This is a genomic window from Pseudomonas poae (assembly GCA_028869255.1).
Lineage (GTDB): Bacteria > Pseudomonadota > Gammaproteobacteria > Pseudomonadales > Pseudomonadaceae > Aquipseudomonas > Aquipseudomonas poae_C.
Map to the genome: position 1 here is coordinate 1,397,359 of CP110972.1, position 22,027 is coordinate 1,419,385.

The 22,027-nt window shown below is 63.5% G+C and carries 19 protein-coding genes and 1 pseudogene; all 20 read left to right on the forward strand.

Annotation, left to right across the window (positions count from 1 at the left end):
- Positions 1-4: 4 nt before the first annotated feature.
- The 20 genes and pseudogenes from gspG to LRS56_06680 all read left to right on the forward strand — a co-directional run bounded on the left by gspG (position 5) and on the right by LRS56_06680 (position 22,021).
- Positions 5-430, forward strand: coding sequence for a type II secretion system major pseudopilin GspG (gspG, locus tag LRS56_06585; GenBank protein WDU64164.1), 426 nt, complete (start codon positions 5-7; stop codon positions 428-430).
- 9 nt (positions 431-439) lie between these two features.
- Positions 440-871, forward strand: coding sequence for a prepilin-type N-terminal cleavage/methylation domain-containing protein (locus LRS56_06590; GenBank protein WDU64165.1), 432 nt, complete (start codon positions 440-442; stop codon positions 869-871).
- Entirely contained in the window at positions 868-1,236 is a 369-nt protein-coding gene (locus LRS56_06595) for a type II secretion system protein (protein WDU64166.1), read from the forward strand. The genes LRS56_06590 and LRS56_06595 overlap by 4 nt, the downstream gene beginning before the upstream one ends.
- Complete coding sequence (locus tag LRS56_06600; GenBank protein WDU64167.1) at positions 1,233-1,862, forward strand: prepilin-type N-terminal cleavage/methylation domain-containing protein; 630 nt, start codon at positions 1,233-1,235, stop codon at positions 1,860-1,862. Before LRS56_06595 ends, LRS56_06600 begins: the two co-directional genes overlap by 4 nt.
- Positions 1,859-2,584, forward strand: a complete 726-nt coding sequence (locus tag LRS56_06605; GenBank protein ID WDU64168.1) for a type II secretion system protein GspK — start codon at positions 1,859-1,861, stop codon at positions 2,582-2,584. The genes LRS56_06600 and LRS56_06605 overlap by 4 nt, the downstream gene beginning before the upstream one ends.
- Positions 2,581-3,624, forward strand: coding sequence for a PilN domain-containing protein (locus LRS56_06610; protein ID WDU65701.1), 1,044 nt, complete (start codon positions 2,581-2,583; stop codon positions 3,622-3,624). The genes LRS56_06605 and LRS56_06610 overlap by 4 nt, the downstream gene beginning before the upstream one ends.
- Positions 3,599-4,210, forward strand: a complete 612-nt coding sequence (gene gspM, locus LRS56_06615; GenBank protein WDU64169.1) for a type II secretion system protein GspM — start codon at positions 3,599-3,601, stop codon at positions 4,208-4,210. The genes LRS56_06610 and gspM overlap by 26 nt, the downstream gene beginning before the upstream one ends.
- Positions 4,207-4,730: pseudogene (locus LRS56_06620) on the forward strand (general secretion pathway protein GspN). Before gspM ends, LRS56_06620 begins: the two are co-directional and overlap by 4 nt.
- Complete coding sequence (gspD, locus tag LRS56_06625; GenBank protein ID WDU64170.1) at positions 4,727-6,973, forward strand: type II secretion system secretin GspD; 2,247 nt, start codon at positions 4,727-4,729, stop codon at positions 6,971-6,973. Before LRS56_06620 ends, gspD begins: the two are co-directional and overlap by 4 nt.
- Before the next feature lie 743 nt (positions 6,974-7,716).
- Positions 7,717-7,989 carry a DUF6124 family protein gene (locus LRS56_06630; protein WDU64171.1) on the forward strand — a complete coding sequence of 91 codons (273 nt, stop codon included), beginning with the start codon at positions 7,717-7,719 and terminating at the stop codon, positions 7,987-7,989.
- A gap of 819 nt (positions 7,990-8,808) precedes the next feature.
- Complete coding sequence (locus LRS56_06635; protein ID WDU64172.1) at positions 8,809-11,202, forward strand: TonB-dependent receptor; 2,394 nt, start codon at positions 8,809-8,811, stop codon at positions 11,200-11,202.
- Positions 11,203-11,214: 12 nt separating this feature from the next.
- Positions 11,215-12,180: an amino acid ABC transporter permease gene (locus LRS56_06640; GenBank protein WDU64173.1), complete on the forward strand. Its 966-nt coding sequence runs from the start codon at positions 11,215-11,217 to the stop codon at positions 12,178-12,180.
- Positions 12,173-12,946, forward strand: a complete 774-nt coding sequence (locus LRS56_06645) for an amino acid ABC transporter ATP-binding protein (GenBank protein ID WDU64174.1) — start codon at positions 12,173-12,175, stop codon at positions 12,944-12,946. Before LRS56_06640 ends, LRS56_06645 begins: the two co-directional genes overlap by 8 nt.
- Positions 12,947-12,964: 18 nt before the next feature.
- On the forward strand, positions 12,965-13,888 hold the full coding sequence (locus LRS56_06650) for an ABC transporter substrate-binding protein (protein WDU64175.1): 924 nt from the start codon (positions 12,965-12,967) through the stop codon (positions 13,886-13,888).
- A 10-nt stretch (positions 13,889-13,898) separates the two neighbouring features.
- Positions 13,899-15,482 (forward strand): FAD-dependent oxidoreductase, encoded by a 1,584-nt coding sequence (locus LRS56_06655; GenBank protein ID WDU64176.1) that lies wholly within the window; start codon positions 13,899-13,901, stop codon positions 15,480-15,482.
- 11 nt (positions 15,483-15,493) lie between these two features.
- The gene (locus LRS56_06660) at positions 15,494-15,916 is read left to right on the forward strand and encodes a RidA family protein (protein ID WDU64177.1); all 423 of its coding nucleotides are present in this window, start codon (positions 15,494-15,496) and stop codon (positions 15,914-15,916) included.
- Positions 15,917-16,002: 86 nt separating this feature from the next.
- Positions 16,003-17,331: an LLM class flavin-dependent oxidoreductase gene (locus LRS56_06665; GenBank protein WDU64178.1), complete on the forward strand. Its 1,329-nt coding sequence runs from the start codon at positions 16,003-16,005 to the stop codon at positions 17,329-17,331.
- A 441-nt stretch (positions 17,332-17,772) separates the two neighbouring features.
- The gene (locus LRS56_06670) at positions 17,773-18,606 is read left to right on the forward strand and encodes a class II aldolase/adducin family protein (GenBank protein WDU64179.1); all 834 of its coding nucleotides are present in this window, start codon (positions 17,773-17,775) and stop codon (positions 18,604-18,606) included.
- Between the two features lie 10 nt (positions 18,607-18,616).
- Positions 18,617-19,573 carry an ABC transporter substrate-binding protein gene (locus LRS56_06675; protein ID WDU64180.1) on the forward strand — a complete coding sequence of 319 codons (957 nt, stop codon included), beginning with the start codon at positions 18,617-18,619 and terminating at the stop codon, positions 19,571-19,573.
- A 6-nt stretch (positions 19,574-19,579) separates the two neighbouring features.
- Positions 19,580-22,021 carry a TonB-dependent receptor gene (locus tag LRS56_06680; GenBank protein ID WDU64181.1) on the forward strand — a complete coding sequence of 814 codons (2,442 nt, stop codon included), beginning with the start codon at positions 19,580-19,582 and terminating at the stop codon, positions 22,019-22,021.
- Positions 22,022-22,027: the final 6 nt, after the last annotated feature.

Sequence of the window (22,027 nt, forward strand, 5' to 3'; positions counted from 1 at the left end):
GCCGATGCGCCATACCCGATTCAAGCCCGCCCGCCGCCAGGGCGGTTTTACCTTGCTGGAAATGCTCGCGGTGATCGTGCTGCTGGGCATCGTCGCGACCATCGTGGTACGCCAGGTCGGCGGCAATGTGGACAAGGGCAAATACGGCGCGGGCAAGGCGCAGCTGGCCAGCCTGAGCATGAAGATCGAAAGCTATGGCCTGGATGTCGGCTCGCCGCCCAAGACCCTCCAGCAACTGGTCGACAAACCCGGCAACAGCGCAGGCTGGGCTGGGCCGTATGCCAAGCCGTCGGACCTCAAGGACCCGTTCGGCCACGCGTTCGGCTATCGCTTCCCCGGTGAACATGGCGCCTTTGACCTGATTTTCTACGGTCAGGACGGCCAACCCGGCGGCGAAGGCTACAGCGCCGACCTGGGCAACTGGGAATAACCGGCGACCATGCTCAGCCCCCAACGCGGCTTTACTCTGCTGGAAATGCTGGTGGTGATCGTTTTGATCAGCATCGCCGCCGGGTTGGTGGGATTTGGCTTGCAACAGGGCCTGCGCGCCGCCAAAGAGCGCCAGGCGGTCGGGCAGATGGTCGAGGCGTTGCGCAGCACGCGAGCGCGGGCGATTGTCAGCGGCACCACCCAAAGCACACGGTTTGACCTGCGCCGCCTGAGCTTCCAGGCCCCGGGTCGGCCGCTGCAGCACTGGCCGGCCGACCTGCAAGTGACCCTGCATACCGCCGAGCAGGCGGGCTCGGCGGTGGACTTCTATCCCGACGGCAGCTCCACCGGCGGCAACCTGCTGCTGGCCAACGGCAGCCGGCGCTGGCGCATCGATATTGGCTGGCTGACCGGCAGCGTGCAGTCCAAGGCGCTGCCATGAAGGCTCAAGGCGGTTTCACGCTCTTGGAAATGCTCGCCGCGCTGGTGCTGATGGCAATTTGCAGCACGGTGCTGCTGGTCGCCTTCGGCCAGAGTGCGCGTTCGCTGCTGCAAGTTGCCCACAGCGACCGCCTGACCCATGCCGCCATCAGTGTGCTGGATCAGGAAGCGACGGGGCCTTTGGCCAATGGCGTGCGTCAGGGCGAGCTGGACGGTATCGGCTGGCAACTGCGCATCGCCCAGCAGCCCACCCGGATCGGGCAGCCGCAGCTGTTTCGCCTTGACCTGCGCGTCAGCGAAGGTTCGCGGCAGGCCAGTTTCAGCACCTTGAAACTGCGTGCCGTCAATGACAGGGCCGGCCTGTGAAGCGGCATCAGCAGGGTTTCACCTTGCTCGAAATCATGATCGTGCTCAGCTTGCTCGGGGTGTTGCTGGTGCTGGTCGGCGGTGCATTGCTGGGGGCCAATCGTGCGGTGCTCAAGGCGCAGCGCTACACGGTCAGCCTGGATGAAATGCGCGCCGCGCAGCAGTTTTTGCGCAGCGCCATCAGCGAGGCGCTGCCGTTGGACGTCACCGAGGATGACAGCCAGGTCGACGGGTTTTTCAGCGGCGGGCCGCAGCGCATGCAGTTTGTCGCGACCTTGCCCGGCGTGCTCGGCGGCGGCATTCAGCGTTTCACTTTGCAGTTGACGGGCCCCGAGGCGCAGCGCGATTTGCAAGTGGCGTTCGCCCGATTCGAGTCATCGGCACAGGTCAGTGTGCCGGCCTCGCGCAGTGAGCCGCAGGTGTTGTTGAACGGCATCCAGGACCTGCAATTCAGCTATCGCGGTGTGTCGCCCAAGGGCCAGGCCACCGGCTGGATCAGCGACTGGCCGTGGTCCAAACGCCTGCCGTATGCGGTGCGCATTGCGGCGCGGGTCAATGGGCCGGTGCCGTGGGTTACCCAGGTGATTGCGTTGCGCCTGAACCTGTCCGGCGGGGCTCCAGAATGATCAGGCATCAGCGTGGTGTCGCCTTGCTGCTGGTGCTGTGGGTGTTGGCCTTGCTCAGCCTGTTGCTGGGTGGGCTGGCTGGCTGGGTACAACTGGAAACGCGCCAGGCTGCCTGGCATCGCCAGCATACCCAGGCGGTACTGGCTGCCGAGGCGGGAGTGGCGCTGGCGATGCAGGCGCTGGCTGATCCGTTGCAGCGCAAGCAATGGATCGCCGACGGGCGCGAAGTGCCGCTGGTGTTCGATGACGCGCAGTTGCACGTCAGCCTGCGCAGTGAGCGCGGCAAGCTGTATTTGAACAGCGCCGAGGTGGCGGACTTTGCCCGCCTGGCCCTGGCCTGCGGTGCGACACAGGCCCAGGCCAACCAACTCGCCAGAGACCTGGAAGTACGCCGCAACCAGGGACTGGCGCCGTTTCGCGTGGTGGAAGAACTGCGGCAACTGCCGGGCATGAGCCAGGCGCTGTACAGCGCGCTGGTACCCGAAATCAGCCTGTGGAGTGGCCTGGACCGGCCCGATCCGGCGTTCGCCAGCGCATTGATGCGCCGCGCACTGAACCTGCCGCACCAGAGTGCGGTGGGCGCCGACCCCGGCGATGTGCTGGTGGTCGACAGCCGCGCACAACGCCCCGGCGGCTATCACGCCCGGTTGCAAGCCACGGTGTTATTGAGCCCCGCGCAAGGCAGCGCACAACCTTATCGAGTGCTACGTTGGCAAGAATAAATGAACACTTATCCGCGCGGCTGCAGGTGCTGGCGCTGCCGATCGCCCAGCGCTGGCGCGGCAGCCTGTTGCAACTGGGGTGGCGGCTGTGGCTCAAGGAATTGCGCGCCTGCTTGCCGGGATGGTTGTCGCTGCAGGACATCCCCGAGCATGTCTACCGCTGGCCGCTGACTGCGCCCGTAGCTCCCCTCGCGGGCGAGGTGCGCCAGGTGCTGTTGCTCGCGCCCTCGGCGGTGCTGGTGCAAACCCTGCAGCTGCCACCGGCCGCGGCGCGCAACCTGTCGACTGTGGTCGGCTATGAACTGGACCGCTTCACGCCGTTCGACGCCGCCCAGCTGTACTTCGTGGCGCGTCAGGAGCGCCGCACCGCCACCCACGTGCAGGTAACGCTGGTGGCGATCCTGCGCGAACGCCTGGACCAGATCCTCAGCGACTGCGCCGCGCTCGGCTTGCAGCCCCATGCCGTGGACGTGGAGGACGCCGCCGGTGCGCCGATGGGCATCGACCTGTTACCGGCGCCCTTGCGCCCACGCCAGCGGCCTGCGGGCAAAGGCTTGCAACGCAGCTTGCCGTGGCTGTGCGGCGCGCTGTTGATTGCGGCCATGCTGCTGTGGCTCAACGACCGCCAGCGCGTGCTTGACGCCATGCACCAAAGCGTACGTGAGCAACGGGCCCAGGTCGCCGAGGTCCAGGCCCTGCGCCAGCAACTGCTCAATACCCGTGGCGCCGCGCAGTATTTGATCCGGCGCAAGACGGCCCAGCCGCCCTTGGCCGCACTGCTCAACGAACTGACCGCCTGCCTGCCGCCCGATACCTGGGTCGACCAGTTGGAGGTCAATGACGGTGCCGACGTTTCCTTCTCCGGGCAAAGCGCCAAGGCGAGTGCCCTGATCACCCGGATCAAGGGCTGCCACAGCCTGGAAAACGCCCAGTTCGAAGGGGTGATCCAACCCGACGCGCAAACCGGCAAGGATCAGTTTTCCTTGCGCGCCCACCTGCACCAGGAGGCCGCCGATGCGCCGACCACTGACACCCCGTGAACGCCGTGGCGCGGCCCTGATCGGCCTGGCCCTGGTGCTCGGCGCCGGTTACTGGCTGCTGATCGACAGCTGGTTCGCCGGCCCCCTGCGCACCATGGGCGAGCAGGCCGAGCAGTTACGCGAGCAGCAACAGCGCTACGCCGGCGTATTGCTTCAGGGCGACTCCCTGCGCCAACAGCTTGAGCAAGCGCGGCAGGACCCGGCCAGCAGTACCAGCCTGTTGCCCGGCGATGACCCCAGCGCCGTCGCCGCCGACCTGATGCAACGCATCGCCGACCTGATCAACAGCCGCGCCGGCCTCGGTGGCGGCTGCAGCCTGACCCAGCGCATGCCGATCACCCCGGAACAGGACGACAGCGAGCCGTATCGCCAGGTCAAAGTCAGCCTGACCCTCGACTGTGCCATCGAACCCTTGACTGCGATCCTGCATGAACTGGAGTACCAGCGCCCGTTTCTGTTCGTGGATGAAATGAGCATCCGCCGCCCGCCGAATGCGCCCGTCAGCGGCGGCGCCGGCAAGCTGGTGGTGCACCTGTTGGTGCGCGGCTACCTGCAACCGGCCGCCGCCCAGCAGGTGCGCCGATGATCACTGCATTGCGCCCCCTGGAATGGCTGTTGCTCGGCGTGGCGGGGCTGTTGGGCCTGCTGATGGTCGGCATTCTCAGCAGCATCGGCGATGCGCCGCAGTGGTTGCCGGCGCCTGCGCCCGATGCACGCGCCAACGCCGCAGCCAAGGTGCTGGCGGCCCCGAGTGCGACATTGGAAAGCCTCGCCGGCACCTGGCAGGCGCCCTTGTTCAGCCCCGACCGCAGCCCAGATCGGGCGGTCGGCGAGGCAGCCGTCTCGAGCCTGTCGAGCCTGACCCTGACCGGAATCGTCCTCGACGGCAACCTGCGCGTCGCCTTGCTCAAGCGCGCTGATGGCCCGCCGCTGAAAGTCCATCAAGACCAGACCCTGCCCAATGGCTGGCGCCTGGAACACCTTACGCCCCGCGAAGCACGCTTTGCCCTGGATGGCCGCACGCAGACCCTGAGCCTGCGCGCCCTGCGTTTGCCTGCGCCGTCGACTACCCCCCGATTACCCTTCCTCACGAGTCCGCCCCTTGATCGATACTTTCCCCGGCGCTTTGCGCACCACCGTGTTCTGCCTGGCCAGCGCCGTTGCCCTCGCGGGTTGCGGCACCTTCCCCGAGCATCTCGACCCGGACGAGGCCCTGCTGCATGAGGCGATGCAGGGCACCGGCTCGCAACGCCCGCCCGTGGACCCGGCCAGCGAACAGGCCCCGGTCGACAGCGGCCAGCCCCAGGCGAAAACCCCGCCGCAGCGCCAATTGATTCGCGGCAACCAGCAATTCGTGCGCCCGCCGTCGGCGGCACCGGCGATGAAGGAGGAGGGCAGCGGTGACATCGTGTTCAACTTCGCCGACCAGCCGATCGAGGCGGTGATCAACAGCGTGATGGGCGACCTGCTGCACGAGAACTACAGCATTGCGCAGGGGGTAAAAGGCAACGTCAGCTTCTCCACCTCAAAACCGGTGAACAAGCAGCAGGCGCTGTCGATTCTCGAAACCCTGTTGTCCTGGACCGACAACGCGATGATCAAGCAGGGCAACCGGTATGTGATCCTGCCGGCCAACCAGGCGGTGGCGGGCAAGCTGGTGCCTGAGATGCGCGTGTCGCAGCCCTCCAGCGGCCTGTCGGCGCGGCTGTTTGCGCTGCGTTATATCTCGGCCACCGAGATGCAGAAACTGCTCAAGCCCTTTGCCCGCGAGAATGCCTTCCTGCTGGTGGACCCGGCGCGCAATGTGCTGAGCCTGGCCGGTACCCCGGAAGAGTTGGCCAACTACCAGGACACCATCGACACCTTCGACGTGGACTGGCTCAAGGGCATGTCGGTGGGGGTGTTCGGCCTGCAACGCGCCTCGGTGGCCGAGTTGATGCCCGAGCTGCAAAAGATGTTCGGCCCCGACAGCGGCATGCCCCTGGCAGGCATGGTGCGCTTTTTGCCGATCGAGCGGACCAACTCGGTGGTCGCGATTTCGTCGCAGCCGCAGTACCTCAGCGAAGTCGGCGACTGGATCCACACCATCGATGAAGGCGGCGGCAACGAGCCACAGATGTACGTGTACGACGTGCGCAATATGAAGGCCACGGACCTGGCCAAATACCTGCGGCAAATCTACGGCAGCGGCGCGATCAAGGACGACACCCCGGCCAAGGTCGCCCCCGGTTTGCGCACGGCGACCTTGTCGTCGCCCGGCACCAACAGCACCTCCGGCAGCACGCCCGGTGGCCTGAGCAACAACCTGAATAACAGCCAGCCCGCCGCTGACGACGAGGCGCAGGAGCCCGAAGCCGAGCCGGACAGCGCCGAGCAGGGCACCACCGAAGACGCCCCGGCCAAAAGCCTCGACGCCGGCACCCGCATCACCGCGCAAAAAAGCAGTAACCAACTGCTGGTGCGCACCCGCCCGGTGCAATGGAAGGAGATCGAATCGGCGATCAAACGCCTCGACAACCCGCCGCTGCAAGTGCAGATCGAGACGCGCATCCTCGAAGTCAAACTCACCGGTGAACTGGACCTGGGCGTGCAGTGGTACTTGGGGCGCCTGGCGGGTAATTCCACCAGCACCACCGTGGGCAACACCGCCGGCAGCCAGGGCGCATTGGGCGGTGGCGGGGCGGGCTTGGGCGCTACGGATTCGTTGTTTTATTCCTTTGTCAGTTCCAACCTGCAGGTGGCCTTGCACGCGCTGGAAACCAATGGGCGCACCCAGGTGCTGTCGGCGCCGTCGCTGGTGGTGATGAACAACCAGCCGGCGCAGATTCAGGTGGGTGACAACATTCCGATCAGCCAGACCACGGTGAATACCGGCACCTCTGACACCACGTTGAGCAGTGTTGAGTATGTGCAGACCGGGGTGATCCTGGATGTGGTGCCGCGGATTAATCCGGGGGGGTTGGTGTATATGGATATTCAGCAGCAGGTCAGTGATGCGCAGGATCAGGCGTCGTCGAGTAGTGACACGCAGAATAATCCGCGTATTTCTACGCGGTCGGTGTCGACGCAGGTGGCTGTGCAGAGTGGGCAGACGGTGCTGCTGGGGGGGTTGATCAAGCAGGACAATGCGGAGAGTGTGAGTGCGGTGCCTTATCTTGGGAAGATTCCGGGGTTGCGGTGGTTGTTTGGGAATACCAGTAAGTCCAAGGATCGCACGGAGTTGATTGTGTTGATTACGCCTAGGGTGATTACCAGTAGCAGTCAGGCGCGGCAGGTGACGGATGATTATCGGCAGCAGATGCAGTTGTTGCGGCCGGGGGGTGAGGTTGTGTGTATATCCGGTGGTTAGGTAACGGCTGCCTATGGTTCCGCTCTTACAGCGGGTCACTTTTGGAAGAGCGCCAAAAGTAACCAAAAACGCTTCGCCCCAACACTCGGCACCTCGCCTCCGGCTCGGTGTGCCCGCACGCAGACTTGAATCCGTGGGCCGCCGCGATGGGCCATCCTTGGCCCAGCGCGGCTAACCCGGCGTCCTGCCGGGTTGCCCACGGATTCAAGCCTGCGTGCGGCCAGCGTGTTTTACGGGGCGCCCAGGATCAAGATCAAAAGCGCAAAAGATCGCTGACTTCGTCAGCGGTAAGGATGTAAGGGCCAGATCAAAAACAAAGCAAAGCGAGGCGGCCTGGCAGCCGGCCTGATCATTAAAGCCATACTCGGTCAAATGTGGGAGCTGGCTTGCCTGCGAAAGCATCAACTCGGTTTACCTGATGTAGCTAGTTGTCTGTATCGCAGGGTCTCGGAATTTTCCGACAAGGCTTTCAGGTTGTCGCTCGGAACTGCGCTGACTAACCTCCTTTTCGTCGCTGACCATTCAGCGATCGGATTTGACCGTCCGACTAAACCAGTGTGCTCAGCACCCAAGACCTATATCAGGCGTTTTTTCCAAGCTTGATGTATCGTGTCGCGGCAGCTGTGCGCGGGATACCTTCGGGTATGCCGGATCACTGGTTCCGGTCGGTCAACCCGCGTACAGCTGCCACCCCATTTCGTTTGACCGCGAGTGATGGTAGCTCCACCACCAGGAGTTCCACCATGATTAAAGACAGCCCAAATCCCCCAAGCTCTGCAGGCGCCGACGCCTGCGAAGGGCTCTTCACCCTGCGCGCCGATCTGGACACGGAGACCTTGCTGGTCAATGCCTCCCAAGACTTGGCGTCCATCAGCGATATCGCCACCCACCTGGCCTTTGAAATCGACGGTGCCCAGCGCAACGTAGCCCTGGGCCTATGCCGAATGCTCGAAGGCGTACAACTGCTGGTGGACAAGGCGCTGGATAAAACCAGTCCTGTTACCTCAGTGCGTTAACTGTGGGAGCTGGCTTGCCGCATCACCGCGAAAGCATCAACTCGATTTGCCTGATGCACCGAGTTGCCAGCATCGCAGCGATGCGGCGACCCGACAAGCCAGCTCCCCCAGAAAAGCCCGCCCTTGATCCAACCACTCAGGTCGGCTACTAGGCCGCCGTGCTCTGCTTTTGATCTTGATTTTGATCTCAGGCGCCCCGTCAATCACGCTGGCCGAACGCAGGCTTGAATCCGTGGGCAACCCGGCAGGACGCCGGGTTAGCCGCGCTGGGCCAAGGATGGCCCATCGCGGCGGCCCACGGATTCAAGCCGGAGTGAGGGCATGCCGAGCCTAGGCGAGGCACCGAGTGATGGGGCACAGACCTTTTGGTTACTTTTGGGGCGTTTGCCAAAAGTGACCCGCTGTAAGAGCGGAACCATAAGCCGCCATAACACAAATAACGGATATGTACCCACCCCAAAGCCCAATCTCAAAAAGACATCATTTTTATGAATAAAAACCCCAAAAAATAATGAAATACAAGAATATTAGCTTATGCCCAAATAGCATTATATTTTCAAAACCCATTCCGTTATGTTTGAACGCAACAGCCTACCCCTGACCTCGGATGGTACCCAGCGTAATCAAGATTCTGCACACCTAACCGGGCAATCAACCCCGCAGCAGAATCGTTGGAAGGGAGTTCAACGTATGTTGCCAATTCAACCCCCCGCCACACCTAGCTCCAAATCGCCGCCACACCCCCAACCGTGCACCACGCGCTCCCCCGTATGCCGCGTGACCGCCCGACCTCGCGATTTGAAAAAGCTGAGAATGGCTATGAAGCAAGTCTTGCAACCCACCGCCCTATTAACACTCGCCTTATTGGCCAGCACCGCCCAGGCCCAGGACGACAGCACCCTGTCCACCGTCGTAGTCACCGGCAACCGTGGCGCCGAACAACGCACCGTCACCAGCAGCCCCGTGCCAATCGACGTGGTCAGCGCCAAGCAATTGCAGAGCACCGGCAAGCCCGGTTTGATGGAAGCCTTGAGCGCAGTGATCCCCTCGCTGACCCTGCCGGAAAAAACCGGTTGGGACGCCAGCGGCATCGCCCGGGCGCCCAACCTGCGTGGCCTGAGCGCCGCCGAAGTGCTGGTGCTGGTCAATGGCAAGCGCCGCCACACCGCCGCCACTTTGAATATCAACGGCATCAACACCGGCGCGGCACCGGCCGATCTGGACTTGATCCCCATCAGCGCCATCGACCACGTGGAAGTGCTGCGTGACGGCGCCGCCGCCCAGTACGGCTCGGATGCCATCGCCGGGGTGATCAACGTGATCCTCAAGGCCGACACCAGCGGCACCTCGGTGACCAACGTCGGCCAGGGCTACGACGGCAAGAAACAGACCGTGCAACAAAGCCTCAACAAGGGGTTCGAAATCGGCAACGGCGGTATCGTGCAACTGGCGCTGGATGCGCGCAGCCAGAACGACGACAACAAGGCCAGCGCCAACGGCTACACCTACGCTCAGGCCTACGAGCAGGCCGGCCGCTCCACTTACGGCGGCTACGGCACGCCCAAGACTAACCTGCTGACCCTGGGCTACAACGCCGAGTTGCCGATCGATGACAGCTTCAGCCTGTATTCCTTCACCACCTATTCGCGGCGCAAGGCCGAGCAGGGTCAGAACTTCCGCCTGCCGACCATCACCAACACCATCACCACCGGCCCCAACGGTTACCCCGGTGGCTACACGCCCACCTGGTTTATCGATGAGGATGACTTCCAGGCCGCATTCGGCGGTAAGGGTACGGTCGGCGAGTGGGACTGGGACTTGTCCACCACCTACGGGCGCAACGATGCGGAGCAGGGCACCACGCACAACCAGAACCCGTCCCTGGGCGAGGCCACGCCGAATCACTTCACCTCCGGCACCTGGATCTCTACCGAGCTGACCACCAACCTGGACTTCAAGCGCGGCTTCGATGTCGGCCTGCAAAAGCCGCTGGACCTGAGTTACGGCTTCGAGCATCGGCGCGACACCTATGAGGTGCAGGCCGGTGACTATGCGTCCTATGCCAACGGCGGCTACTGCGTGGCGCCGGGCAACTGCGCGTCGTCCGGGGCGCAGGTCACCAACGGGATTTCGCCGGACGAGGAAAGCAGCGCCTCGCGCAACAGCCTGGCCAGTTACGTGGACGTGGGCTTTAACCCGGTGCCGGACTGGTACGTGGGCACCGCCTTTCGCTACGAGCATTACAACCAGGGCGTGGGCGCCACCCGCAGCGGCAAGCTGACCACCCGCTACGATTTCACCCCCGAGTTCGCGGTGCGCGCCACCGTGAGCAACGGCTTCCGGGCGCCGTCCCTGGCCAACAGCCTGTTCAGTGCGCGCTCCACCACCTATGGCGTGGTGAACGGGGTGTATCAGTCGATCAACTACGGGGTATTGCCGGTGGGTTCGGCGGCTGCCCAGGCTCTCGGCGCCCAGGAACTCAAGCCCGAGCGCTCGACCAGCTTCAGCCTCGGTTTCACCCTTACACCCACCGATCGCCTGAACTTCACCGCCGACGCCTACGTGATCAACCTGCGTGATCGCATCACCCTGACCGGCACCTTGCTCGGCTCGGAGATCACCCAGGTGCTGCAAGGCAATGGCATCACGTCGACCTCCGGCGGGCAGTACTTCATCAACGGTGCCGACACCCGCACCAAGGGCCTGGACCTGGTGGGCAACTACAACCAGGACCTGGGCCAATACGGCGCGCTGAAGTGGACGGCGGCGTTCAACTGGAACCAGACCAAGATCCTCAACTACAAGGAGTCCACCACGATCCTCGGTACGTCCTATGACCTGATGGACCGCCAGGCGCGCAACCTGATCACCGGCGTGCAGCCCAGCACCAAGCTGATCCTGGGCGGCGACTGGAGCATCGACCGCTTCAATCTCAACCTGGCCCTGACCCGCTACGGCTCTTACAAAGAGGTCAACGTCTCGGACGACCGCAGCCTCGACCGGGTCTACAGCGCCAAATGGATCACCGACCTCGACCTTGGCTACAACCTCACCAAAGACCTCAACGTGGCCATCGGCGCCAAGAACCTGTTCGACGTCTACCCCAAGAAACAAGGCGTGCCCAGCAGCACCATGGTCAGCAGCTACGGCACCTATTCGCCCTACGGTTTTACCGGCGGGTACTACTACACCCGGCTGACTTACGCCTTCTAAGAGGAATAAAACATGCCCATCGTTGCCAAATCCTACGACCTGATTGACGCGTCCAGCCCGGTGCGTCAGGCCCGTGTGTCTACACCGATCAAAGCGCTGCAAGTGGTGCCCGCGAGGCATCTCTGGCGCTGGGCGGGGTCGATCTTCGCCGCGTTGGTGCTGCTCGCCATTGTGCATTCCCTGGCCACCAACCCGCGTTGGGAGTGGGGCGTGTTCGGCCAGTGGTTTTTCTCGCCGTCGGTGCTGCGCGGCCTCGGCCAGACGCTGCTGCTGACACTGCTGAGCACGGTGTTCAGCATCATCCTCGGTACCGCGCTGGCCCTGGCGCGGCTGTCGGGTTCGCCACTGCTGGCGGCCCTGGCGTGGGGCTATATCTGGTTTTTCCGCTCGATGCCGGCGCTGCTGGTGCTGATCATCCTCTACAACTTTGCGTATCTGTATGACCACATTGTGCTCGGCGTGCCGTTCACCAGCGTGGTGTTCGCCGAGTGGTCGACGGTGGATGTACTCAGCCAATTCACCGTGGCCGTGCTGGGCCTGAGCCTGATGCAGGCGGCCTACGCGGCAGAGATCATTCGCGGCGGCCTGATCGGTGTCGACGCCGGCCAGCATGAAGCGGCGGCGGCCCTCGGTTTGCCGGCCTCGCGGCGGATTTTCCGGATCATCCTGCCCCAGGCGCTGCGCTCGATTCTGCCGTCGGGTTTCAACGAAATCATCGGCCTGGTCAAGGGCACGTCCATCGTTTACGTGCTGGCCCTGCCGGAGCTGTTCTACACCGTGCAGGTCATCTACAACCGCACCCAGGCGGTGATCCCGCTGCTGATCGTCGCCACCGTGTGGTACCTGATCATCACTACCGTGCTCACCAGCGCCCAGTACTACGTCGAGCGCCACTTTGCACGCGGCACCGCGCGTGTGCTGCCGCCTACGCCGTTGCAGCGCCTGCGCGCCTGGCTGAAGGAGAAGACCCATGGCTGAAGCACGCGCAGGCCGTATCCAGATCCAGGGCGTGGGCAAGCGCTTTGGCAACCAGCAGGTATTGAAAGACATCGACCTGACCATCGACCCGGGCAAGGTCACAGTGATTCTCGGGCCTTCCGGCTCGGGCAAATCCACCTTGCTGCGCACCATCAACCACCTGGAGAAGATCGACAGCGGGCATATCACCATCGACGGTGAATACGTGGGCTATCGGCGCAAGGGCGATCTGCTGTTTGAGCTCAAGGAGCGCGAGATTCTCAAGCGCCGCATCGACGTGGGTTTTGTGTTCCAGAACTTCAACCTGTTCCCGCACCTCACCGCCTGGGAAAACGTCGCCGAAGCGCCGCTGGCCCACAAGCGCTGGAGCAAGGCTGAGGCGCAGGCCAAAGCGAGCGAGCTGCTGGCCAAGGTCGGCCTGGCGGACAAGGTGGATGCCTACCCGCGCCAACTCTCCGGCGGCCAGCAGCAACGCGTGGCCATTGCCCGCGCCCTGGCGCTAGACCCCAAGGTGCTGCTGTTCGATGAACCGACTTCCGCCCTCGACCCCGAACTGGTGGGCGAGGTGCTCGATGTGATCAAGGGCCTGACCCGGCTGGGCGTGACCCTGGTGATCGTCACCCACGAGATCGGCTTTGCCCGCGAGGTGGCCGACCACGTGGTGTTCCTTTGCGACGGGCAACTGATCGAAGAGGGCCCGCCCGAACAGATTTTCCGCCAACCCCGACATCCCCGCACCGTGGCCTTTCTCGGCAAGGTGCTTTAGTTCAAGGAGTGACTGCCCATGTTGATCAATACCGCCCGCGTGGCCTTGCTGACGCTGGCCGTCAGTGCCGCGCAAAGTGCGCTCGCCGTGCAACAGGTCGACCTCAGCCCCGACCGCCCGCGCATCCATGTGCCGCGCAACGAAGCGGCCATCGCGCAGATCCCGCCGGGCTTCAAGTTCGCCCAGCCGGGCAAGTTCACCGTGGCTGTGTCCGGTGTGGCCGGGCCGCCGCTGGCGCTGCTGGCCAACGACGACAAGACCACCATCGGCAGCGAAGCCGACACGGCGCAGCTTGTCGCTGATAGTTTGGGCCTGCAACTCAACGTGGTGCAGACCAGTTGGGAGGACTGGCCGCTGGGCGTGAGTTCGGGCAAATATGACGCGGTGATCAGCAACGTCACCGTGACCGAGGCGCGCAAAAAGCGCTTTGACTTCGCCACCTATCGCCAGGACGTGCTCGGGTTTTACGTCAAGAGCACCAGCAAGATCAGCGAGATCAAGCAGGCGCAAGATATTGCCGGCCTGAAGATCATCGTCGGCTCCGGCACCAACCAGGAAAAAGTCCTGCTGGCCTGGAACGAGGCCAACGAAAAGGCCGGCATCAAGCCCGCGTTGTTGCAGTACTTCGACGACCAGGCCGCCGCGCAGCTGGCGGTGCAGTCGGGGCGCAGCGATGCGCTGTTCGGGCCCAACTCGGTGTACGCCTATTCCGCCGCGATCACGGGCGGCATCAAGCGTGTCGGCACCGTCAACGGTGGCTGGCCATTGCAGGCGGATATCGCCGTGACCACGCGCAAGGACAACGGCCTGGTCAAACCGATCCACACCGCCCTGGAAGGCGCGATTGCCGGCGGCCAATACGAACAGGTGCTGCAACGCTGGGGCCTGGACGTGGAGCGTGTCGACAAGTCGCTGATCAACCCACCGGGACTGCCGGACTAGGAGAATCGACATGGGACTGACACGACGTGAAGCGCTCTCCAGCCTGGCTGCGGTAGGCGGCGAAAAAGCGCTCAAGGACGCGCTGGCGGTATTGGGTCTGGGGCCGTCGTCACACCGACGGCCGCAACCGCTGAAGCTCAAGGACGGCCTGGGGCAAGGCACTCGCGTGCTGGTGCTCGGCGCCGGGATTGCCGGCTTGGTCACCGCCCTGGAGCTGACCCGCGCCGGGTTCAGCGTGCAAGTGCTGGAGGCCCGTGACCGCGTGGGCGGGCGCACCTGGACCCTGCGCCACGGCGACCGCGTGGACTACAAGGACGGCCGCACGCAAACCGTGGCCTTCGACCAGGGCCTGTATTTCAACGCCGGCCCGGCAAGGATTCCCAGCCAGCATCGGACCATTCTCGACTACTGCAGTGAGTTGGGTGTGCCGCTGGAAGTGCTGGTCAACAGCAGCCATGGCGCCCAGGTGCGGCCGGATCTGCAACAGCCGGCATTTACCGTCGGCCAGGCGATCAACGATGTGCGTGGGCACGTGTCCGGGTTGCTGGCCAAAGCGGTACAGCGCGACGCCCTCGACGATGTGTTGAGCCGCGATGAACGCACGCGCTTGCTGGCGTTTTTGCAGGTGTATGGCGACCTGTCCCAGGAGCTGGCTTTTGAGGGCACGATTCGTTCGGGGCACCTTGAATCCCCCGCGCATCCCGGCGCCTTGCCCGCCAGCCGCAGCCCCTTGGCCTTGGATCAATTGCTGCACCCGGAGCTGTGGGGCGCGTTGCTGCACACCGAATTTCCAGAGTTTTCGGCGACCATGTTCCAGCCGGTCGGCGGCATGGACCGCATCACCGACGCCTTCTATGAGCGCGTGCGCGGGCATGTCCAACTGGGCGCCCAAGTGCGGCAAATCCGCCAGTTGGAAGGCGGCGTGGCGGTGACCTACCACGACCAGCTCAGCGGCCGCGAAAACGTGGTGCGTGCCGACTATCTGGTCTCGACCTTGCCGCTGCCGCTGCTGGCCAAACTCGACACCGATTTCAGCGACCCGATCAAGGCCGCCTTGCTCACCACCCGCAGCGATCAGGCAACCAAGGTGGCGTGGCAATCGCCGCGCTTCTGGGAGACCGACTACCGCACCTACGGCGGCCTGTCGTGGATCGAGCACCCGGCGCGCCTGCTGTGGTATCCGAGCAACGACCTCAACACCCGCGAAGGTTTGCTGGTAGCGGGCTACGTGACCGGGGAGGGCGCCGATGTGTTTGGCGCACGGCCGTTCGACCAGCAGTACGCCACCTCCAGGGAAGCTGTGGAGCTGTTGCATCCGGGCTATTCCAAACACCTGCGCCACCCGTTGGCGGTGTCTTGGGAACAGATCCCCTTCAGTGAAGGCCCGTGGCTGCAACGCGAACACTTCCCGGCTGACGCCAGCGCCCTGCTGGAGCAAGGCCATGGCCGCGTGTATTTCGCCGGCGACGGCCTGGTGCAAAGCGGCGTCGGCATCTGGCAGGAATCGGCGGCCAACTCGGCGCGTCATGTGGTTGCGCAACTGGCTGAACGGGTTACCCGGCAAACACACCTTGCGGCATTGGCCGCCTCATAAGGAGCTTAACCATGAGCGACAGCATTCAACGCACCAGCGTCGGCGATTTTCCGATTTCGCAGACCGTCACCGTACCGGCCTCCGCCAGCCTGATTTTTGTCAGCGGCACCTTGCCCGACCCGGCTGATCCGCAAGTGCCGGGGGTGTATGGAAATACCGAAGTACAGACGGTGTCGGTGTTCAACAAGCTGCGCCGGATCCTGCGCCAGCAAGACCTGGATCTTGGCGATATCGTGCAACTGCGCGTGTTCCTGGTGGGCGCCGAAGAGACCGACGGCAAGCTCGATTTCGCGGGTTTGCAGCGCGGCTATACGCAGTTTTTCGGCACGCCCGAGCAACCCAACAAACCGGCACGCACTGCCCTGCAAGTAGTGGCGCTGCCCTTGCCTGGCGCATTGGTGGAAGTCGAAGCCATCGCCGCCCGAACCGTTTGAATTGTTGTAGCGATAAAGCTTGTCGTGGCGAGCGGGCTTGCCCGCTCGCCACGGTGGTTCATGTTCATCCATGAAGGAGCAGTGCAATGCCCATATCCCCTCGGCAACTCAAATTCGGCGCCATCCTTACCGGCGTCGGCACCGCGCAAAACGAATGGCTGCACCCGCAGATCCCAGGCGACGCCAGTGTGGATATCAACTGGTATCGCGCCCAGGCCCAGCAGGCCGAAGCGGCGAAGTTCGACCTGGTGTTCATCGTCGACAGCCCCTACATCACCGCGGATTCGGCGCCGCACTTTCTCAATCGCCTGGAGCCGCTGACGCTGCTGTCGGCGGTGGCCGGTGCCACGTCGAAGATCGGCCTGGTGGCCACCCTGACCACCTCGTATACCGAACCCTTCAACGTGGCGCGCCAGTTCGCTTCCCTGGACCTGATCAGCGGCGGTCGCGCCGGCTGGAACGTGGTCACCACCGGCCTGGAAGGCGCGGCCGGCAACTTTGGCCTTGAACAGCATATCGACCATACCGAGCGCTACCGCCGTGCGGCCGAACACCTGGACGTGGTGCAAGGGCTGTGGGATTCCTACGAGGACAACGCGTTTGTGCGGGACAAGGCGAGCAAGGTGTTCCTGGACCCGCAGCGTCAGCATCGCCTCGACCACCATGGCGAGTTTTTCTCGGTGACCGGGCCGTTGAATATCCAGCGCTCGGCCCAGGGCCAGCCGGTGATTTTCCAGGCCGGGATTTCCGAATCCGGACGCAGCCTGGCGGCGAATTATGCCGAGGGGATTTTTGCCGGCGTGGGTAACTTCGAGGACGCGCAGGCGTATTACCGCGACATCAAACAACGCACCGCCGCTGCCGGGCGCAACCCGGATCACGTGACCATCCTGCCGGGCATTTCGCCGATCATTGCCGACACCGACGAACAGGCCCAGGCCATCGACCGCGAACGCAATGGCGAGCTGGACCTGAACAAAGCGCTGGTGCAACCGGGGCGGCCGTTCAACTACCACGACTTCACCCAGTACCCGCTGGATGAACCGTTCCCGGAGCTGGGCGACCTGGGCAGCAACGGCTATCGCGGGCACGCCGAGAACATCAAGCAAGTGGCCCGTGATCAGAAGCTGACCTTGCGCCAGGCGGCGCTGCGTTTTGCCAAGCCGTTCTCCAGTTTTGTCGGCTCGCCCAAGACCGTGGCGGACGAGATCGAGCGCTGGTTTGTTGAAGGCGCGGTGGATGGTTTCAATATCCATGTGGGCGCACCGGAGGACTTTGCACGGTTTACCGATCAGGTACTGCCGCTGCTGCGTGAGCGTGGGTTGTTTCGCAGTGAGTACAGCCACAGTACGTTGCGGGGGCATCTGGGGTTACCGGTGCCGGTGAATCGGCATACGGCGGCGCGTGCGGCCTGAACGCGGTCAACGATTGGGGAGTGCGCCAGTGCTTGAAAGCAGTGTGTCAGGCGGTAATTTATTGACTGACCCACTGCTTTCGCGGGCAAGCCCGCTCCCACATTTGGATTGGGGGTTGATTTTTGTTAATGCGTTTTTTTGATTATTTTTGATGTTAGATATTAAAAAAGCTGATTATTAGAATATAACTACAAAGCCTTTTACAGACGATTCTTAGACGAATATCTTTCAGTACAGAGATATTTCTCTAACGACACACTCGACCCGACCCCTCGCATGGTGGAGGAGAGCATTCGCTGTAATCACCTGCGAGGGGCCCCCTGATCATGACGACCTGACCGCACTTCCCGCCGCCACACCGTCCTTGCGTTTTCGTCGCCGGCCTTCGCCGAGCCACGGTTTCGTTCGCCTATAAAAAACTGCCTGATCAGGGTTGCCCGCATGAGTCATTCCGCGCTGTTCCCGCAAACCATCTACACCTTGCCTTACGCCAACAATCGCCTGGCCTTGGGCGCCGTGCCCAAACTTGACGACCCGTTGCAAGAGCGCCTGCACCGTAAACAACGTCTGGCCGCCGCCTACCGGCTGTTCGGGCGCCTCGGTTTTGAAGTAGGCGTGGCGGGGCATTTCACCGCCCGCGACCCGGTCCACCCCGAGCACTACTGGATCAACCCGTTGGGCGTACCGTTCTCGCAGATCACCGTGTCGCACCTGCTGCGGGTGGATGGCGAGGGCCAGGTGGTGGAGGGCGAAGGCTTGCTCAATACCAGCGCGCTGGAGCTGCACCACGACTTGCAACAGGCACGCCCGGAGGTGGTGGGGATCGCGCACTTTCACGGTTTCCATGGCCGGGTGTGGTCGTCGTTGGGCCAGCTGTTCGAACCGATTACCGCCGAGTCCGGGGCCTTCCTCAATGACCAGGTGATCTTTGCGCGCCATGCCCTGCGCACCGCCGGCGGCGCGCTGGAGCAGGATCGCAACATCGTCAGCCAGGCGTTTGTCGAGACCTTCGCCCAGAACAACCTGCTGGTGTGGCAGAACCACGGCCTGTGGGTCACCGGTGAAACCGTGGAAAGCGCCGCCTGGCGTTTCATCCTCGCCGAAGACACCGCCCGCGTGCACCTGCTGGCGCGTTCGGCCGGGACGCCGCTGGTGCCTGCGCCAGATGCGCTGGAAGGCGGCATCGACAAGGCGCGCCATGAGTTTTTCGCCTGGCTCAACTTCCTGCCGCTGTGGGACCAGATCCGTACCGAAGAACCCGACCTGCTCAACTGAGGCGCCCGCCATGCACACCCTGACTCGTCGGCAATTATTGCTGGCCGGCGGCACGCTCGCGGCCGCATCCCTGCTGGGCGCCCAAGCGGCCGAGCCCCTGCGCGTGTGGCGCTACAAGGGCACAGCCGCGTCGTTCCTGGCCGACGCCGGCCAGGCCGACACGCCCTACCCGGTGGAATGGGTGGATATCAGCGGCGGCAACCTGGTGCTGGAAGCCTTGAGCAGCGGCCACCTGGACTATGCGTTCATGAGCGAGATCCCGCCGATTTTCGCCTCGATCGCCAAGGTGCCGATTGCGCTGGTGGCGCTCTACCAGGGCGACCAGAACGACACGAGCCTGGTGGTGAAAAAAACCAGCGGCATCCGTACGGTCCAGGACCTCAAGGGCAAGACCATCAGCTATGTACGGGCCACCAACACCCACTATTTCGTGTTGAACATGCTGGCGCAGAACGGCCTGTCCCTGGCCGATGTGACGGCGGTGCCGCTGCCGATGCAGGACGCGCTCACGGCGTTTCGCAACGGCCATGTGGACGCCATCGCCACCGGCGGCATCAGTGCGCTGCAAGCCACCAGCCAGATGGACGGCGAACTGCTGGCGGACGTCAGTCGCTACTACTCCGGCAATTACGTGATTGCGACCACGCAACAGGTATTGGCCAACCCTCAACGCCGCAGCCAGGTAGGCGATTTCTTGCGGCGTGAGCAAGCCACCTGGGCCTGGGTCAACGCCCACCCCGAACGTTGGGCCGAGCGCAGTGAAGCGCTGACCGGTATCGACCGTGCCCTGTACCTGCGCCAGTTCCAGCAGCGCAGCCGGCCGGGCCGCCTGCAAGGTATCGATGCCGACGCCATGGCTTCCCAGCAACAGGTGGCCGACCTGTTTTACGCCAACCATTTGATCAGCCAGAGCGTCGATGCACGACCGCTGTGGCGCGACGACTTCAACCCTATTCTGAACAGTTGACCTGCCATGAAACCCATTGCCTACCGATCCGCCCTGCAACTCGCCCCGCTGATGTTCGCTGGTTTTTCCATGTTGCCCGCCTATGGCGCCGGCGATGACACCCTGGACACGGTGATCGTCACCGGCTCCCGCGGCAGCGAGGCGCGCACCGTCACCAGCAGCCCTGCGCCGATCGACGTGATCAGCGCCCAGCAGCTTGAAAAAACCGGCTCCAGCAGCCTGCGCGCTGCCTTGCAGAAAACCCTGCCGTCGTTTTCCCAGCGGCCATCGGGCTCCTCCAACGACAGTATCGCCCGGCCCTACAGCCTGCGCGGCCTCAACGGCTCCAACGTGCTGGTGCTGGTCAACGGCAAGCGCCGCCACAACAGCGCGGTGATCAACCTCGATTCCACGGCAGCCTACGGCACCAACCCGGTGGACCTGGACATGATCCCGGTCAGCGCCATCGACCATATCGAAGTGCTGCGCGACGGCGCCTCGGCGCAGTACGGCTCGGACGCGATTGCCGGGGTGATCAATATCATCCTCAAGCAGAACGACAATGGCGGTTCGGTCAGCACCTCCTACGGCGAATACACCAAGGGCGACGGCGGCACCATTCGCCAGACCTTCAACAACGGTTTTGCGTTGCCCAACGACGGCTTTTTCAACCTGTCGCTGGACGCCAAGTCCCAGCAGACCGCCGTGCGCGCCCGGGATGCGACCGGTGCGTTCTACTATCGCCAGCCTGACGGCTCCGCCGACCCGCGTGAGGCCAACGACAAGGATGTGCAGAAAAACGGCCTGCCGAAAATCAAGGCAATTAACGTCGCCTACAACGCCGAACTGCCGCTGGACGATGTGACCCTGTATTCGTTTTCCACCCTCAGTAACCGCGATGCACGGGGCGGGCAGAACTACCGGCGGCCGAACTCGACCAATATCATCCCGTCGATTTACCCGGACGGCACCGCGCCGTTCTACACCCTGCGCGAAACCGACTACCAGGTGGCGGCCGGCGGCAAGGGCAAGGTCGCCGAGTGGAACTGGGACCTCAGCTCCACTTTCGGCCGCGACAAAGGCGTGGCCGGCGCCGACGAGACCCTCAACGCGTCCCTCGGCCCGTCAAGCCCGACCCACTTCACCACCTACACCAACTATTTCGACCAGTGGACCAACAACCTCGACCTGACCCGCGCCTTTGAAGTCGGCCTGAGCAAGCCGCTGCAAGTGTCGGCCGGCCTTGAGCACAGGCACGAGCGCTACAAGACCGAGTCGGGCAACCCGCTGTCGTATATCAATGGCGGCTATACCTACCCCAGCGGCCCGCTGGCCGGGCAACCGGGGGCGGTAGGCGCCCAGGGCGCGATTACCCTGACCCCGGAGGACGAAGGCCAGGCCAGCCGCAACAGCTACGCCAGCTATGTGGACCTGGGCCTGAACCCCACCGAGAAATTCTATGTGGGCGTGGCCGGGCGGTTCGAGCACTACGACGACAGCTCCGGCAACACCAGCAGCGGCAAGCTCTCGATGCGCTATGACTTCACCCCGGAATTCGCCTTGCGCGGCACCTTGAGCAACGGCTTTCGTGCGCCGTCGCTGTCGCAGTCGGTGTATGCGCAAACCGCCAACCAATACACCACCGTCAATGGCGTGGCGCAGTTTGTCGAGGCCAAGTCGGTGCGGGTCGATTCACCGCTGGCCCAGGCGCTCGGCGCAGAGGACCTGAAGCCGGAGAAGTCGCGCAACATCAGCCTCGGCTTCGCCTATAAGCCGGTGCCGCAAGCCAATATCACCGTGGATGCCTACCAGATCGAAATCAGCGACCGCATTGCCCAGACCGGTTTCCTGTTCGGCAACGGCGTCGACCAGATCCTGCAGGCCAACGGTTACCGCCCAGGTTACCGGGTCAAATACTTCACCAACGCCGCCGACACCACCACCCGTGGCATCGACCTGGTCACCGACTACCGCGTCGACTACGGCGCCTTCGGCAGCGTCAAATACGGGCTGGCCGCCAACTACAACAAAACCACGATCGACAGCATCAAGTCGACGCCCGCCGCGCTCACCGCCGTGGGCAGCAGCCTGGTGCTGTTCGACCGTGTGGCCCAGGGTTACCTGACCGTGGCCAACCCCAAGACCAAGCTGATCCTGAGTGCCAACTGGAAGGTCGACAAGTTCGACATCAACGCCGGCCTGACCCGTTACGACAAGGTGATCGCCCGCGACACCAACCCCGCCTATGACGTGACCTACGGCGCCAAGTGGCTCACCGACCTGGAGGTGGCCTACAACCTGACCAAGGACCTGAACCTGGCGGTAGGCGCCAACAACATTCTTAACGTCAAGGCCGACAACAACGCATTCCCCCAAGGCGATATCAACGGCTTTCCGAAGTTCGGCAGCATCTCGCCGTTCGATCCGTACGGTGCGTTCTGGTACACCCGCGCCACCTACAACTTCTGATGAGGA